Source organism: Microlunatus elymi (assembly GCF_007362775.1).
Lineage (GTDB): Bacteria > Actinomycetota > Actinomycetes > Propionibacteriales > Propionibacteriaceae > Microlunatus > Microlunatus elymi.
Window position 1 is genome coordinate 59,812 of sequence record NZ_CP041692.1, and the last position, 16,549, is coordinate 76,360.

The 16,549-nt window shown below is 66.6% G+C and carries 10 protein-coding genes, 1 tRNA gene and 2 pseudogenes; 7 read left to right on the plus strand and 6 right to left on the minus strand.

The features are described 5' to 3' along the window. Positions 1–5: 5 nt before the first annotated feature. The 3 genes from FOE78_RS00280 to FOE78_RS00290 form a co-directional block, all read right to left on the minus strand. On the minus strand, positions 6–1,172 hold the full coding sequence (locus FOE78_RS00280) for an acyl-CoA dehydrogenase family protein (protein ID WP_143984548.1): 1,167 nt from the start codon (positions 1,170–1,172) through the stop codon (positions 6–8). 4 nt (positions 1,173–1,176) lie between these two features. Continuing rightward, positions 1,177–4,167: a 3-phosphoshikimate 1-carboxyvinyltransferase gene (gene aroA / locus FOE78_RS00285; protein ID WP_143984549.1), complete on the minus strand. Its 2,991-nt coding sequence runs from the start codon at positions 4,165–4,167 to the stop codon at positions 1,177–1,179. Between the two features lie 418 nt (positions 4,168–4,585). Further along, positions 4,586–6,604, minus strand: a complete 2,019-nt coding sequence (locus FOE78_RS00290) for an MFS transporter (protein WP_143984550.1) — start codon at positions 6,602–6,604, stop codon at positions 4,586–4,588. Between the two features lie 156 nt (positions 6,605–6,760). On the opposite strand from FOE78_RS00290, the gene FOE78_RS00295 reads away from it, so the two are divergent. Beyond that, positions 6,761–8,947, plus strand: coding sequence for a glycoside hydrolase family 36 protein (locus FOE78_RS00295; RefSeq protein ID WP_168207290.1), 2,187 nt, complete (start codon positions 6,761–6,763; stop codon positions 8,945–8,947). Between the two features lie 6 nt (positions 8,948–8,953). On the opposite strand, the gene FOE78_RS00300 is transcribed toward FOE78_RS00295, so the two are convergent. After that, positions 8,954–9,646, minus strand: a complete 693-nt coding sequence (locus tag FOE78_RS00300) for a M15 family metallopeptidase (protein WP_143984552.1) — start codon at positions 9,644–9,646, stop codon at positions 8,954–8,956. An 87-nt stretch (positions 9,647–9,733) separates the two neighbouring features. On the opposite strand from FOE78_RS00300, the pseudogene FOE78_RS00305 reads away from it, so the two are divergent. Further along, a pseudogene (locus FOE78_RS00305) lies at positions 9,734–10,409 on the plus strand (response regulator transcription factor). A gap of 332 nt (positions 10,410–10,741) precedes the next feature. Further along, a pseudogene (locus tag FOE78_RS00310) lies at positions 10,742–11,548 on the plus strand (sensor histidine kinase); the annotation flags it as partial. 51 nt (positions 11,549–11,599) lie between these two features. On the opposite strand, the gene FOE78_RS00315 reads toward FOE78_RS00310, so the two are convergent. Beyond that, the gene (locus FOE78_RS00315; RefSeq protein WP_143984553.1) at positions 11,600–12,859 is read right to left on the minus strand and encodes an MFS transporter; all 1,260 of its coding nucleotides are present in this window, start codon (positions 12,857–12,859) and stop codon (positions 11,600–11,602) included. Between the two features lie 187 nt (positions 12,860–13,046). Then, positions 13,047–13,117, minus strand: a tRNA-Gly gene (locus tag FOE78_RS00320). Between the two features lie 305 nt (positions 13,118–13,422). Here FOE78_RS00320 and FOE78_RS00325 point away from each other — a divergent pair. The 4 genes from FOE78_RS00325 to FOE78_RS00340 all read left to right on the plus strand — a co-directional run bounded on the left by FOE78_RS00325 (position 13,423) and on the right by FOE78_RS00340 (position 16,486). Next, the gene (locus FOE78_RS00325) at positions 13,423–14,361 is read left to right on the plus strand and encodes an SPFH domain-containing protein (RefSeq protein WP_143984554.1); all 939 of its coding nucleotides are present in this window, start codon (positions 13,423–13,425) and stop codon (positions 14,359–14,361) included. A 10-nt stretch (positions 14,362–14,371) separates the two neighbouring features. Beyond that, a complete protein-coding gene (locus tag FOE78_RS00330) occupies positions 14,372–14,581 on the plus strand; it encodes a hypothetical protein (RefSeq protein WP_143984555.1) in 210 nt (69 codons plus the stop codon). An 80-nt stretch (positions 14,582–14,661) separates the two neighbouring features. Further along, complete coding sequence (locus FOE78_RS00335) at positions 14,662–15,540, plus strand: tryptophan 2,3-dioxygenase (protein ID WP_143984556.1); 879 nt, start codon at positions 14,662–14,664, stop codon at positions 15,538–15,540. 148 nt (positions 15,541–15,688) lie between these two features. Beyond that, entirely contained in the window at positions 15,689–16,486 is a 798-nt protein-coding gene (locus tag FOE78_RS00340; protein ID WP_210414736.1) for a DUF1707 SHOCT-like domain-containing protein, read from the plus strand. The last annotated feature ends 63 nt before the right edge of the window (positions 16,487–16,549 follow it).

Consider the following 16,549-nt stretch of genomic DNA (forward strand, 5'->3'; position numbering starts at 1 on the left):
ACAACTCAGCGGGTCTTGGTCTTTTGTAGTTCGCGGAAGACGACCATCTTCTGGATCTCGTTGGTCCCCTCCTCGAAGCGCTGAGCGCGTGCGTCCCGGTAGACGCGTTCGATCTTCTCGGTCTTCCAGTAGCCGAGTCCGCCGTGAATCTGCAGCGCCTTGTCGGTGACCCGGCCGAGCATGCTGACCGCGGTCATCTTGGCCATCGAGCTCAGCGCCTGCGACCGCGGGCTGCCGGCTTCCCACTCACGGGCGGCGTACAAGATCAACTGTTTGGCCGCCTCGATGTCGGCCTCGTTCTCGGCCAACATGAACTGGATGGCCTGCCGCTGGGTCAACGACTTGCCGAAGGTCACCCGACGCTCGGCGTAGTCGTAGGCCAACTCCTGCGCGCGCTCGGCCAGACCGACGCAACTCATCGCCACCGAAACCCTTGACGGCAACAGGAAACCGCCGAGTGCGACCTGAAGTCCCTGTCCCTCCTCGCCGAGCCGATTGGCCACCGGCACCGGCGCCCGGTCGAAGATCATGTGCGCGTGATCGGTGCCGGTCACCCCCATCGTCTGCGAGGTGTCCTCCACCCGCACCCCGGGAACATCGCGCGGCACCATCAACGCCACCGTGCCCTCATGCCCGGTCGAACCGGCCAGCCGTGCGGCCAACAGCCAGTAGTCACACCGAACACCGAAGGTGATCAAGTGCTTCTCGCCGGACAGGTAGTACGTGTCCCCCTCGCGCTCGACCGAGCAGCTGATGTCGGCGCCGGTGCCGTTGCCCGGTTCGGTCAGAGCGAAGGCGACCTTCTTGGTGCCGGCCACCGACGGGCGGACGAATTGATCACGCTGCTCCTCGGTGGCCCATGGATCCATCGCCCGCCAGGTGCCGTTGACCACGTGCACGATCATCCGCACCGACGCGTGGGATCGGGAGAAGATCTCCATCAGGCCGAGCCACTGTTCGAAGCTCAATCCCTTGCCACCAAGGCGTTGTGGTGCGGCCATCGACAGGTAGCCGCGTTCCCGGAGCTCGCTCCACAGCTCCTCCGGCACCTCGCCGGACGCCTCGATCCGGTCCGCCCAGTCCTCGCCCGGACCGGTGACCCATTCGGTCACCTCGGTGATCAACTTCTCGTACGAGCCCTGGTCGATGCCGACACCTTGCGGGTTGGTCACCTGGTCACTTCCCTTCGATGCGCTGCGGGCGCAGTTCCTTGGCCTGCTCGCGAAGCAGGAATTTCTGGATCTTTCCGGCAGCGTTGCGCGGCAGCGCGTCGATCAACTGCAGTCGCTCCGGCCAGTAGTACTTCGCGACCTGACGATCATCGAGGTATGTGATCATGTCCTCGAAGCCCAGGCTGTGGCCACTCTTCAACACCACGAAGGCACAGGCCCGCTCGCCCAGACGCTCGTCCGGCATCGCCACCACCGCAACATCGTCGACACTGGGGTGGTCGTAGATCAGATTCTCGATCTCGGCCACCGGCACCTTCTCGCCGCCGCGGTTGATCACGTCCTTGACCCGGCCGGTGATCCGGATGAATCCGGACTCGTCGATGACGCCGAGGTCACCGGTCTTGTACCAGCCGTCGGCGGTGTAGACCTCCGCCGTCAGATCCGGACGATCCAGATAACCCTCGAAGTAGGTCGGCGACAGGATCTCGAAGTTGCCCTCCGTGCCGGCGGCCAACACCCGCCCGGTGTCGTCGGTGATCCGCAACTTGATCCCGTCCAGCGCCCGGCCGTCGGTGCCCCACACCTTGACCGGCTCGTCCGTCGGCGCGCTCAGCGCGCCCAGACAAGTCTCGGTTGTGCCGAAGGCGCCACAGACCGCCGTGCCCAGCACCCGAGTCGCTCGTTCGGCCAGGCCACGCGGGACCGCTGCACCGGTGGCCACGAAGATCCGCAGCTCCGGCGGCGCCTCCTCGCCGGCCTCGACCGCCTTGACCAGATCGGCCAGGAACGGAGTCGCCGCCTGGACGAAGCTGCCGTTGCCTTCACGCAGCGCGGCCAGCGCCCGCCGCGGATCCCAGACCGCCTGGATGATCTGCGGCACACCGAGCTCCATCGCCAGCCACATGCCGTAGAGGAATCCGGTCTGATGTGCCAGCGGGGAAGGGATGTAGACGGCATCGGAGGCGTCCAGGCCGAGGTGCTTGATCTCCATCGACGCGGCCCGGGACAGGGTGCCGCCGGTCATCAGCGACCCCTTCGGCTCGCCGGTGGTGCCGGAGGTGAAGAGCAGTTGAGCGGTCTGCTCGGGCGTCGGCTTCCGCTGCGCCAGGGCCTCGACGTCAACCTCGCCGGACAGCAGGTCGTTCCAATCGTGCCAGGCCACCGGTCCCGGCACCCAGTCGCCGCCGGACTGCACGTCGCCCGGCAACACCACCACGTGCTTGAGCTCCTCCGGCGGCTCGACACCATCGCCGTCGACCAGCCGGGAGATCTCGGCGGCGTACTCGCGACCGCGGAAGGTCTCCGGTACGAACAACACGCGAGCCTTGGCTCGGCGCAGCATGAAGGCGATCTCGCGCTCCCGGAAGATCGGCATCAGCGGGCAGCAGACGGCGCCGATCCGCATGGTGGCCAGCGCGATGATCACGAACTCGGTCCAGTTCGGCAACTGCAGCGCCACAGGTTCTCCGGGCTGCACACCGAGCTTGATCAACTGGCTGGCGACGACGTCGACCCGTTGGTTCAGCTCACCCCAGGTGATCTTGGTCGTCGCCCGCGGCCGGGCGTCCAGCACGGCAAGATCATCCGGTCGTTCCTCGGCCCAGCGCGCAAGCCAGTCGGACAAGGTGGTCTTGGCAGCAAGATCGGGACGGCTGGCCTGGATCGGCAACGTACGCTGCGGGCGCTCGTTCTTGCTCGGCGTACCACCCTCGACGCTCATCGGGATGCCGAAGCCGTTCATCGCTTCCAGATAAGCGGGATAGGAGATCCGGTACGCGTTCGGGTAGGTCAGCGTCGACTCGCCGCGAGCGGTCGACGCAGCCACCGCCAGCGACATCAACACTCGGTGATCGTTGAACGAGGACAGCTTCGCGCCGACCAGACCGTCCACACCCCGTACCCGCAGGATGTCTCCGTCAAGATCAAGGTCTCCGCCCATCTGGTTCAACTGCAGCATGGCCGACACCCGGTCGGACTCCTTCAGCCGGACGTGGGCGATGTTGGAGAAGGTGGTCTCGCCGTCGGCGAAGGTGCCCATCACGCTCAAGATCGGCAGCATGTCGGGGATTCCGCGACAGTCGATCTTGGTCGGGTTGAGCCGGATGCCGTCGTGCCGGATCCTCACCCCTTCGTCGGTCAGCTCCATCGGCACGCCCATCTCCCGGGCGACGTCGAGGAAGTGCACCTCGGGGTGATCGGCCGGCCCACCGGAGAGTTGATGCAGTCCGCGGAGCAGGATGTCGGACGGATGCAGAGCAGCCGCGGCGATCCCGAACGCCGCCGAACCGATGTCCGGAGGCATGATCAAATCGCACGGAGTCGCCTGCTGGTCGGGTTCGATCTCGAAGCGACGCCAGTCCGGCGACGCCTTCACGATCAGGCCGAACTGCTTCATCATCTCGACGGTCAGCTCGATGTAGGGCTGCTCGTTGAGCTCGCCCTCGACCTCGATCACCGTCCTGCCGGTGGCGAACGGGGCGAGCAAGATCAAACCGGAGATCCACTGCGACAGGGTGCCGGCGATGGTGACGTGACCGCCGGTAGGTCGCTTCGCGGCAACACTGATCGGCGGGCAGTCGTCGGCGGACTCGAGCTCGACGCCCATCTGTTGCAACGATCGCAGCAGCGGGCCGACGGGCCGGCGCTGGAAGTACTTCTGACCGGTGACCACGACCGGAGTCTCGGCCAGCGACGCCAATCCGATCATGAAATACAGCGTGGTCCCGGAACTGCCGGCCGAGACGCTGTCGCGCACTGGACGGTAGGGGCCGCCGTGAACGATGAAGGTGTCGCCCTCGATGTCGATCTTGGTGCCCAGTCCACGCAACAGCCCGACCGTGTATTGCACGTGCCGCGCATCGGACAATCCGGTGATCCGGCTGACGCCGGGTGCCAGCGAAGCCAGAATCAAGGCCCGATGGGCGTGGTATTTCGAGTTGGGTACGAGCGCCTCGCCGGTCAGCCGGCCACTGGTCCCTTTGACGAGTAGATGCATGGGTTGACTCCCGTCCCTCTCCTGGTCGCCTGGCGGCTGCACTGCCTGGACCATCCGGTTGTCCTGCACGGTCGACGACTCAGTCGCACTTTAGCGACCGACCGTACGCTAACTGCCGATTCGTCAACATACGCCCACCTCTCAGCCGGCGCATCCCGGGGCCACGGCGTGTCCGCCGCCGACCTTGGAATTTCCTAAGGGCAACGTCCAGTGGACAACCACAGCAACGGGCCAGAACAGCAATGAATATCCCGTTGAGCGCCCCAGCGCGAAACCGTGCCCGCAGCGAAGCGAAGGGGGCGGCAGCACTATCGGCACCCCGAGCGGCCGAGGCGGGGGCCCGGGGCCCTCCCCGGAAGCCCAACCCGTAGCACACAAGACCGGCGGCAGCCGCACCCAAAGGACTGAATTCAGACGACTATTCGGTCATCACCCGACGGGCGACCCGAGTCACCACGGCGCGGAACGCGGCCTGCACCTCGGCCGCCTCGGCATCGGGCATCAGCTCCGGCAACTGCTCCAGCAGCCAGGCGGTCCAGGCGCCGATCAGCGCACCGACAACGGCCCGGCCCTGTTCGGTCAGCCGCAGGCCGTCGTCGCGGATCAGAAAACCGGCGGCGACCAGCCCATCGAAGAAGGACGTGAGGACACCGTGCGGCACTCCCAGCCGATCCTCCACGTCCGCCTGCCGGGGACGGCGATCCTCGGCCAGTCGCCGCGCCTGCACGTTCAACAGACCCCAGGCGGTCGGCGGATCGATGTCGATGTGGGCGTTGGCCAGCACCTCCTCGAAGGCGTGCGGATGCTGCCGCAGCACTCGCCCGATCATGGTTTCCAACTGGTGATCGGAGCTGACGCTGGACGGCATCGCGAAGCCCTCGCCGGTGTCGCGCGCGCTGTCCGCGGCGACTCCGCGCATCGCGACCTGAGGCAGGAAGATCGCCAGCAGCAGGCCGAGCAGGGCGACCGGGATGATCCAGGTGAAGACGGCCTGCATGGACTCGGCGTAGGCACGCACGATCGGAGCCTGCTGGGTGGCGTTGAGCTGATGGACAGCCGCCGGCGTGGTCACCGCAGCCGGCGAGACCCCGGCCTGGGCCAGCGCAGGCGGCAGCAGAGTGTCGATCCGGTTGGCGTAGATGGTGCCCATGATCGACGTACCGAAGGAGCCGCCGATGGTACGGAAGAAGGTCAGCCCCGAGGTCGCCGCACCGAGATCCTGATAGTCGGCGGTGCTCTGTACGACCAGGGTGAGCACCTGCATGACCAGGCCGATCCCGGCCCCGAAGACGAACATCGCGATCGACTGAACCAGCACCGTACTGGCCTCGTCCAGCCGGGACAGCAGGAACAGTCCGATCGCGATCACCGCCGTGCCGACGATCGGAAACGCCTTGTATTTTCCGGTCTTGCCGACCACCTGGCCGGCGGCGACCGAGCAGATCAGCAGGCCGACCACCATCGGCAACACGCGCAGCCCGGAGCTGGTCGCCGTCGCGCCGTGGACGTACTGCAGGTAGGTGGGCAGGTAGCTGATGCCGCCCAACATCACGAAGCCGACGAGGAAACTCAGCAGACTGGAGATCACGAACACCCGCGATCGGAACAGTCGCATCGGCAGGATCGGTTCCTCCGCACGCCTCTCGACCAGGACGAAGATCACCAACGAAGCGACCGAGCCGGCGAACAAGCCGATGATCACCGGCGATCCCCACGGGTGTTGGGTGCCGCCCCAGGAGGTCGCCAAGGTCAAACCGCTGGCGCCGAGTGCCACGAACACCACACCCAGGTAGTCGATCTTGGCGCGCTTGAGGTCGCTCAGTCCGGGAATCGTGCTGGCGGCCAGCACCACGACCAAGATCGCCAGCGGGATGTTGATGTAGAACACCCAACGCCAGGACAGGTGATCGGTGAACAGCCCGCCGATCAGCGGCCCGATCACGGTCGCGACGCCGAAGACCGCGCCCATCGCGCCCTGATACTTCCCGCGCTGCCGCAGCGGAATGACCTCGCCGATGAGGGCGGTCGCGGTGACCGCGATGCCACCACCGCCGATCCCCTGCACGGCCCGCGCGATGATCAACATCGTCATGTTCTCGCTCAGGCCGCAGAAGAACGACCCGACGATGAAGATCACCACACTGATCTGGAACAGCCGTTTCCGGCCGAACAGATCGCCGAACTTGCCGGCCAGCACGGTGGCGATGGTTTCCGCCAGCAGGTAGGCCGAGATCACCCAGCTCATGTGCCCGGAGCCGCCCAGCTCGCCGACGATGGTCGGCAGGGCGGTGGACACGATCGTCTGGTCGAGCGCCGACAGCAGCATCCCGAGCACGATCGTCAGGAAGATGATGTTGCGCCGCCGTGAACTGAGCTCCGGCGGCGCGGGCTCGTCCGGTTCGGCTGCTTCCGGTTCTGCGACCCGGGTCGCCGTCATCGGTTCACCTCCGCCATGATCGCCGATCAGCCGTCGGAGCTGCGGGGCCGGTTGGTAGGGCGTGCCTGGCCGCGCGCACGATCGCGACATTATCGTTGCGGGCACCACACCGCTACACCGCAGGCACTCCAACCACCAACCGGCCGAAGGATCATCGTGGCAGCGCTTGAATGGGACACCTCTGCACTCACCCTGCAGTTCAGCATCGACACCGACGGCCCGGTCCAGCTGACCGACATCCGGCTCGCCGACCAGCCCGCGGCCGAGTCCGGCCGGGCCCGGCAACCGTTGGTCGAGATCCTCACGCCCGCCTGGGGCAACGAGAACTGGGGCAGTTGCAATCGGCACAGCGGCACTCGGATCGGCGCCGATCTGCGTTACGTCTCGCACCGGCAAGATCAGCACGGCAAGATCAACAGTTTGTCGATCACCCAGATCGCGCCGGAGTCCGGACTGGAGGTGACCTCCGAATTCCGTTCCTACACAGGGATCCCAGCGGTGCACGCCACCACGACCGTTGGTGTGCAGGCCGGTTCCGAGCCGGTGACGCTGTGGGCGGTGACCAGTCTGGCAACCGGTGCGGTGATCAGTGATCAACCGAACAACCTCGACGTCTGGTACGCGGAGACCAGTTGGTGTGCCGAGAATCGCTGGCGGTCCCGTCCGCTGCGCTCGGCGGGCATGATCACCACCGATTCGGCGGCGCGCGGGGCGACCACCCGGGACAGCATCCGAATCTCGTCGGTCGGTTCCTGGTCCTCCGGGGCCTTTCTGCCAGCCGGAGCCGTTCAAGATCGCGAATCCGGCCGGACACTGGCCTGGCAGATCGAACACAACGGCGGCTGGCAGTGGGAGGTCGGCGAGCGACCGCACACCGTGCCCGCCGAGGCTGACGAAACCTCGACCGGCGGGCCGGTGGTGGGCAGCGAGGAGGCCGCCGGGCCGCCGCGGACCGAGGGCCGTGACGACGGCGCCTACCTTGCGCTGCTCGGCCCCATCGACGCGCTGCACCAGTGGTCGTACACCGTGGACGCCGATCATCGGTTCACCACGGTTCCGGTCACGTTCACCGCCGGCACCTCCTTCGAGGACGCCTTCGGTCAGCTCGCGGCCTATCGACGGGCGGCGCGTCGGTCGCACCCGCAGAACACCGACCTGCCGGTGATCTTCAACGACTACATGGACACCCTGGAAGGCGATCCGACCGAAGCCAAGCTGCTGCCGTTGATCGACGCCGCGGCCGAGGTGGGCTGCGAGTACTTCTGCATCGACGCCGGCTGGTACGACGACACGTCCGGTTGGTGGGAGAGCGTCGGCGACTGGGAACCGTCCACGGTGCGCTTCCCGCGCGGGTTGCGATTCGTCCTTGACCACATCCGTTCCCGCGGCATGATCCCCGGCCTGTGGATGGAGCCGGAGGTGGTCGGGATCACCTCGCGCGCAGCGACGACGCTGCCCGATTCTGCTTTCCTGCAACGCAACGGCATTCGAATTCGAGAGCGGAACCGCTACCTGCTGGACCTGCGCAGCACCGACGCGACCGCGCACCTCGACGCGGCGGTCGATCGCTTGATCAGCGAGCTCGGCGTCGGATTCTTCAAGTTCGACTACAACGTGACACCCGGATCCGGCACCGATCTCGATGCGCCGTCGGTGGGTCACGGCCTGCTCGAACACAACCGTGCCTTGTTGGACTGGCTGGATCGGTTGCTGGATCGCCATCCGCAGTTGATCATCGAGAACTGCGCCTCGGGCGCGATGCGTTCGGACTTCGCGATGCTGTCCCGGTTGGCGTTGCAGTCGACCACCGACCAGCAGGATCCGTTGTTGTACCCGGCGATCGCGGCCGGCGCACTGGTGCACCTGCTGCCCGAGCAGGCCGGGAACTGGGCCTACCCACAGGCCGCCATGACCGACGAGATGATCAGCTTCACAATGTGTACGGGGCTGGCCGGCCGGATCTATCAGGCCGGTCTGATCGACCGGATGTCGCCGGCGCAGGAGGCGCTGGTCGCTGCCGGGATCGCTGTGCACAAACAGATGCGGCACGATCTGGTTCGCTCGATTCCGCGATTCCCGACCGGGATGCCCAGCTGGGACCAGCCGTGGACCACGGTCGGGTTGGACGCCGGCGAGGCGACCTACCTGATCGCCTGGCGGCAGCAACACGCACCCGAGAGCGTACGACTCGAGCTGGCCGGTGTCGCCGACCGGACCATCGAACAGCTCTATCCGCCCGTCGGCACCGTGCCGGACTGGCAGGTCGAGCGGCACTCCGGGGGCTTGACCTTGATCGCCGCGGAGCCGGTTGCCGCCGCCCGCGTCTACAAGATCACCGACTGAGGCGCTTCACCGTTGCAGCCGCGCGTCCTGGGTCGGGTCGGCGTACATCGGCGGGCAACCGTGATCAATCGCGTCCGGGCGTAGCTCGAAGTGCCAGGTTTCGTTGCGGTAGATCTGACACAAGCCGTACTTGGATCCGTTTCTGGACAGCCACGTGGTGGCATCGGATTCACCCAGATCGACCGCCTCCCCGGCTTCGTGTACGGAGGTCCCGGGCCGCGCCACCCAGCGTGCTGCCTCGGCGGTCGAGCCGTACTTCGCCACCGCCTCGGCGAACAGTTGATCTTGGTAAGCCTTCGAACGCCAGCCACTGTTGACGTAGAAAGTGATGCGGCCCCGACCGGCATCGGTAGCAGCCCGGCGCAGTGCGGCGAGCAGCTGCGGTTGAAGCTTGGTCACGCCCGGGTTCACGGTGTCGAAAACGGTCACCCCGTCGCGCAACACCCCGTCGGCCGGCCCGATCGTGGCGTGCTGGTTGTCGCCTGCCCTGGCGTCAGGAGCGCCGTGCTTCTTTGCCCCGTTCTGCCGGCCGTGGGCCACCGGCCGTACCGTTTCGGGCGTGATCGCCGCCGAGGGAGCCGACGCCGATCGGTGGCCGAGGACGCCGACCAGGGTGGCGAAGATGCCGACGGTCAGGACGACGAGGACGACCGATCGGAGGCGTGGTGGCCGGTGCGGGGCCGGTTCGCTGAAGGACATGCGTTCCAGTCAAGACACCGCGATGTTGCCCGCCCGTATCAGGATTTCGATATGCCGGCGATAGGTGTCGGCCCGTAGCATCGACGAATGCGCGTGTTGATCGTCGAGGACGAGCCGTTTATGGCTGACGCCATCCGCGACGGGCTTCGGCTGGAGGCGATCGCTGCCGACACCGCCGGCGACGGCGACACCGCCCTGGAGTTGCTGAGCGTCAACAGCTACGACATCGCCGTCCTGGATCGCGACATCCCCGGCCCGTCCGGCGACGAGATCGCCGCTCACATCGTTCGGAACGGCAGCGGCCTGCCGATCCTGATGCTGACCGCCGCGGACCGGATCGACGACAAGTCCACCGGCTTCGAACTCGGCGCCGACGACTACCTGACCAAGCCGTTCGAGTTGCGCGAACTGGTGCTCAGGCTCAGGGCTTTGGACCGCCGGCGGGCGCGTAGTCGGCCGCCGATTCGCGAACTGGCCGGATTACGGCTGGATCCGTTCCGCCGCGAGGTCTACCGGGACGGTCGCTTCGTCGCGCTGACCCGCAAGCAGTTCGCGGTCCTGGAGGTGCTGGTCGAGGCCGAAAGGTGGTGTGATCAGTGCCGAGGAACTGTTGGAGCGGGCATGGGACGAGAACGCCGATCCCTTCACCAACGCCGTCCGAATCACGGTTTCCGCGCTGCGCAAGCGGCTCGGCGAGCCGGGGCTGATCGCGACGGTGCCAGGGGTGGGCTACCGCATCGACACCGGATCCGGGCGAAGTTGATCATGAAGACCAAGATGATCATGAACCGACAACCGGGCTTGAGCGTCCGGCTGAAACTGACCCTCAGTTACGCCGGCTTCCTGATGCTCGCCGGTGCGGCGGTGCTGGCCGTGGTCTGGGTCTTTTTGCTGCGCTACGTGCCGGACGTGATTCACACCCGCGGCTTCGCACCGTTCATCCCCAGCCGGTCCGATCTGGAGCGCGCGTTCGCGCCGAGGGTCGCCCTGATGCTGGGATTCCTGCTGCTCTTCGGCCTGCTCGGCGGTTGGATCCTGGCCGGCCGGATGCTGGCGCCGCTACACCGGATCACCGAGGCGGCTCGACTGGCCGCCGACGGTTCGCTGTCGCATCGGATCCGACTGCCCGGCCGGAAGGACGAATTCCGGGAGTTGGCCGACGTCTTCGACGGCATGCTGTCCCGGATCGAGGCCCAAGTCCTTGAACAGCAGCGATTCGCCGCGAACGCGTCACACGAACTTCGTACGCCGCTCGCGGTCACCCAGACCATGCTGGACGTGGCCCGCACCGACCCCGATCGTGATCCGAAGGAACTGGTCGAACGGCTGTCCGCGGTGAACACGCGGGCGATCGAGCTGACCGAAGCGTTGCTGGTGCTCAGTCGCACCGAGCAGGGTGCCTTCACCCGCGAGCAGGTCGACCTGTCGCTGATCGCCGAGGAGGCCGCCGAGACTCTTTTCCCGCTGGCGGAGAAGCGCGGCGTCACGATCCGGATCAGCGGCGACATCACCCCCGCGATCGGCTCGTACTCCCTGCTGTTGCAGCTGACCGCCAACCTGTTGCACAACGCCGTCGTGCACAACCTGCCCGAACGGGGCGGCGTGCACATCAGCACCGCGACCGGCCCCCGATATGTCCTGCTCCGGGTCGAGAACACCGGCTCGCAACTGTCCCCCCGATTGGTCGCAACCCTGACCGAACCCTTCCAGCGTGGCAGCGAACGGATCCGCACCGATCATGCCGGCGTCGGTCTCGGCCTGGCGATCGCCAACAGCATCGTCCAAGCCCACAACGGAATTCTTACTCTGACGGCTCGGCCCGAGGGCGGCCTGGTCGCCACCGTGCAACTGCCCGCCGCAGCACCGGCGACCACCGGACGAGATGGTCGGATCCTGCCCTAGCTCGTACCGACCAAGATCAGTTCAACGTCCGTCCGATGACACCTTGCTTGATCAGCCGTGCTGCGACACGTCGTCCAGCCGGGCGGTGCGGAACGGCGAGAGGGCCAGCGCGATCGCTACCACGGCGAAGCCGGCAGCGATGCCCCACAACACCGTACGGTCGCCGAGGGCTTCGGCCAGGAAGCCGCCGGCCAGCGCTCCGACAACGATCATCGCCCGATTGGTCGAGCGCATGATCGCGTTCGTACGACCTTGCAGTTCATCCGGTGTGATCATCTGCCGGTACGCCAACGAGTTCGTGTTCTCCGCACCGCCGACCAGCCCGAGGATGAACTGGGCGGTGCCGAACGTGAGCCATCCCGGCCATCCGTTCCCCGGGCAGAGGGCGATCAGCGCCCAGCCGATCGGATAGCCGATGAGTGCCGCGACCACCACTCGGCCGATCCCGAACGCGGCGCCGAGTCGCACGGCGAAGAGGGCGCCGATCAGGGCTCCGACGCCGCCGGCCGCCATCGCCAGACCGAAGGCGGCGGCCCCGAATCCCAACTGCTGATACACATACGGCACGAGCACGGCATTGGCCGCCGCGTTGCAGATGAACCACGTGTTGGTGTTCAGCGCCAGCGGCATCAGCATCCGATGCCCGTACACCCAGCGCAGTCCGTCAGCCGCCTCCCGCCCGATCCGACGCAGCCGGCCGGCGGTGTCGTCGCGTCGAGGGGGCGGCTCCTCGACGCGTACGATCAGCGTGAGCACGGCCGAGGCGAGGTAACTCGCGGCATCAACCAAGACCGCCCACGGCGCGGTGATCAACTTCACCAGCGATCCGCCGAGCGCCGGTCCGGCGACCTGGACGACGGCTGCCGCTTGGTCGATGCGGGCGTTCGCGGCCGGCAACTGATGGCGCGGCACCAGTCGGGGCAGGATCGACTGCGAGGCGGCGTCGTTGGCCAGCGACAGCATCCCGAAGATGATCATGAAAATGATCAGGCTCGGCACCGACAGCAGGCCGGCCAAGGCCAGTGCCGGGATCGCCATCAGCAGCAGGCCGCGACCAAGATCAGTGATCACCAGCACCGGCCGTCGCCGCAGTCGATCGATGATCACTCCGGCCAGCAGGCCGAAGATCATGTACGGCAACCAGCGAGCTGCGTTCACCATTCCGGTGACGTCCGAACCGCGGCCCAGTGTGTCGACGATCAACCACTGCAGCGCGATCGCGGTGATCGCCGAACCGAATCCGGAAACCGTCTCGGCCGTCCAGAACCGTACGAACCCGCCCCGCTCGCCCAGCGATCGGTCCCGGCCCATCCCCGCATCCTGCCAGGTGGCCGCCCCGACCCACCCCCCACAGCCGCGCGCAAGAACTGCCGCCGCCCGCGAAATATCGGCCGCGGGAGCACGTTTCGCGTGCGGGAGTGTCCGGCCAACGCAGCCGCGCGCGAAATAGCCCGTTCGTGCGGGGATTGACGGGGGATTTGATCAGCTCGAGGGACGGAGCGGGTGACGGGAGTCGAACCCGCCTCTCGACCTTGGGAAGGTCGCGTTCTACCGATGAACTACACCCGCAGGCGACTTCTGCGAGCCGCGGCATCGGAGTCTACACAATCTCAACGCGCCGGGATGCACCGACCGAACCAACCACGTGCGCTGGCTGACCTGGGCAGGATTACAAGATCCCTGCACCAGTGGCATCGAGGTCCCCGAAATCAGGTACCAAACCCTGACTGGCGCAGCACTCTTGTCATCCCACCGCGGACTGGGCACGAACGCCGGCGATCTCGTGCGGCCCCACTGGATTCCAGGAGCTTGCGCGCCGGCCACCCCGGAGTAATGTGATGGTATTAGCTATCACTTTTCGAAGGGAGTCGGTGATGACTCAGCCACAGGTGACCGGGGACGTCGGACCGGTCGGCCATCAGGGAGCGCGGGTGGGCGTCAGTCAACGCAAGGCGCTGGCGGTCAACGGCTGGATCGGGGTGCTGATCGGCGCGGCCAGCATCTACGGCATCGTCGAGGCAGTGCTCAACAGCAGCAAGCTGATCTGGATCCCGATCGTCGTGCTGGTGCTGATCTGCACCATGCTGGTGGTGGTCCCGCCGGGGCGTACCTCGGTGATCCAGTTCTTCGGCAGCTACATCGGTACGGTGCTGCGTCCCGGCTTCTGGATCGTGGTTCCGCTGACCACCAAACGCACGGTCAGCGTCCGGGTCCGTAACTTCGAGACCAGCCGGCTGAAGGTCAACGACGCCGACGGCAACCCGATCGAGATCGCAGCCATCGTGGTGTGGCAGGTCCGCGACACCGCCAAGTCGACGTACGCGGTGGACAACTACCTCGACTTCGTCTCCGTCCAGTCGGAGTCGGCGCTGCGGCATGTCGCCAACAGCTATCCGTACGACATTCCCGGTAGCTCGGTGAAGGAAGTTCAGAGCGGATCCGAGAGCACCGGCACCTCGCTGCGGGGTTCCACCGACGAGGTCGCGGGCGAGTTGGCCCGCGAGGTCGCCGAACGGGTATCCGTTGCCGGGGTGGAGATCCTCGAGGTACGCATCTCCCACCTCGCTTACGCACAAGAGATCGCCCAGGCGATGTTGCGGCGGCAGCAGGCCAGCGCGGTCGTCGCGGCTCGCGGACGGATCGTCGAGGGCGCCGTCGGCATGGTCGAGTTGGCGCTGGCCCGGCTGACCGAGGACGGCGTGGTCGACCTGGACGAGGAGCGCAAGGCCAGCATGGTCAGCAATCTGATGGTGGTGCTGTGCGGGGATCAGCCGCCGTCGCCGATCGTGAACACCGGCTCGCTGTACACCTGAGGGCAGGCCGGTGAGCGAACGACGCCAGGTCCTGCTCCGACTGGATCCCGCCGTCCACGATGCCCTGATGCGCTGGGCCGACGACGAATTCCGCAGCCTGAACGGCCAGGTCGACCTGCTGCTGCGCCGGGCCCTGACCGAGGCCGGGCGGATGCCCCGCAACGTCGGACCGCCCCCCCGCCGCGGCCGCCCGCCCGCCCGGGACACGACGGACTCCTAGCCGACCTGTCAGCATCAGGAAGCGCCAGAGCGCCCGGTGAGGCTGACAAGTCGGGAGAATTCACTGGCTAGGTTGGGGACATGGCCAAGATCGAGTCACTCGACGAGGAGAGTCCTGAAACCGACGAGCGCCAGGAAGACGACCGACAGCTGACCTACGCCGATTATCTGCACCTTGATCAACTTCTCGGCGCCCAGCAACCAAGATCACGCCCGGTGCATCACGACGAATTGCTGTTCATCATCCAGCATCAGACCAGCGAGCTCTGGCTGAAGTTGATCTTGCACGAGTTGATCAGCGCCCGGGACGGTTTCCGCAACGACCAGATCCCCCTTGCGTTGAAGCGATTGGCGCGGGTCAAGCACATCCAGCACACGTTGGCCGATCAATGGTCGATTCTGGCCACGCTGACGCCCAGTGAGTACCTGCAGTTCCGCGACTTCCTGGCCACCTCGTCGGGATTCCAGTCCTATCAGTACCGCGCGGTCGAATTCATCCTCGGCAACAAGGACGCCAAGTTGATCACCGGATTCGATCATGATGAACAGGCGTCGGCGATGCTCGCGGCACTGTTGAACAGCCCCAGCCTGTACGACGAATTCCTGCATCACCTGTCCCGGCAGGGCTACCCCATCCCGACCGCCGTGTTGAACCGCGACCCGACCTTGCCGTACGTCGCCGACGACCGGCTGCTGCCCACGTTCAAGATCATCTATACCGATCCGCAGCAGCACTGGGCCGCGTACGAGACCTGCGAGGAGCTGATCGACATCGAGGACAACTTCCAGCTCTGGCGGTTCCGGCACCTGAAGACGGTCGAACGCACCATCGGGCACAAGGTCGGCACCGGCGGCTCCAGCGGCGTCGACTTCCTGCACAAGGCGCTGGACCGGACCTTCTTTCCCGAGCTGTACGCGGTCCGGACGATCCTGGAACCGGCCGGCCGTCGCGACGGCTGACACGAACAACGACCCGCGGTCGGATATGCGGAGCCACAGCGACGGCATACCCTGGGCGACGGGGATAACCCTGATCGTTCCCGACGTAGTAGCCAAATAGCCCTGGAACGACCGATTCCGCACCGTCGCCGGATTTAGGTTGAACGCCGTGAGCACTGAACCAACACCGAACACCCCAGCGGAAGCACCCGCTGCCCAGCGCCCGTCCGCCCCGGCGGCCGGTGGCCTGCGCGCCTCCGACGCCGATCGGGACCAGGTCGCAACCGTCCTCAGCACCGCCTACGCCGAGGGCCGGCTGACGCTGGAGGAACACGACGACCGGCTCAGCCAGGCGATGGCGGCCAAGACCTTCGCCGAGCTGATCCCGATCACCCAGGACCTGGTCTACACCGGCAGCCCGCAGCCGAAGACCGCGCCCGAGCCCGAGTCGCAGATCGACACCAACGGTGCCACCACCGAGCCGGACCGGATGATGGCCGTCTTCGGCGGCACCACCCGTAAGGGCCGTTGGCGCGTTCGCAAGCACATCCAGGCCTACGCCCTCTTCGGCGGTCAGGACCTGGACATGCGCGACGCCATCTTCGAGAGCCCGGTGGTCGAGATCTCCGGCTTCTGGTGCTTCGGCGGACTCGACCTCAAGGTCCCCGAGGGGATGGAGATCCGCGACCAGACGATGGGCATCTTCGGCGGCACCGAGATCAAGCACGTCGGCGAACCCGAGCCCGGCGCCCCCGTCCTGGTGATCAAGGGCGTCTGCCTGTTCGGCGGCGTCAGCGTCAAGGGCATGGCCCGAAGGCCCAAGGCGACCAAGGCCGCGCAGGATCACTGGCGCGAGCGGACCGACGAGTGGCAACAACGCTGGGCCGAGCGAGCCGAGGAACGCCAACAGCGCTGGGCCGACCGGATCGAGGAACGCAAGCGCCGGCACAGTCATCGGGACTGGTGAACCCCGGCTCGTTGGTTCCCGCACCGGTCCCAGCACGCAGCACCATCTGCACCCGGTGCGGCG

Bases quoted from the DNA above. Each gene is read 5' to 3' on its own strand.
- aroA (WP_143984549.1), bottom strand. From the start codon at position 4,167: ATGCATCTACTCGTCAAAGGGACCAGTGGCCGGCTGACCGGCGAGGCG.
- FOE78_RS00290 (WP_143984550.1), bottom strand. From the start codon at position 6,604: ATGACGGCGACCCGGGTCGCAGAACCGGAAGCAGCCGAACCGGACGAG.
- FOE78_RS00300 (WP_143984552.1), bottom strand. From the start codon at position 9,646: ATGTCCTTCAGCGAACCGGCCCCGCACCGGCCACCACGCCTCCGATCG.
- FOE78_RS00315 (WP_143984553.1), bottom strand. From the start codon at position 12,859: ATGGGCCGGGACCGATCGCTGGGCGAGCGGGGCGGGTTCGTACGGTTC.
- FOE78_RS00325 (WP_143984554.1), top strand. From the start codon at position 13,423: ATGACTCAGCCACAGGTGACCGGGGACGTCGGACCGGTCGGCCATCAG.
- FOE78_RS00335 (WP_143984556.1), top strand. From the start codon at position 14,662: ATGGCCAAGATCGAGTCACTCGACGAGGAGAGTCCTGAAACCGACGAG.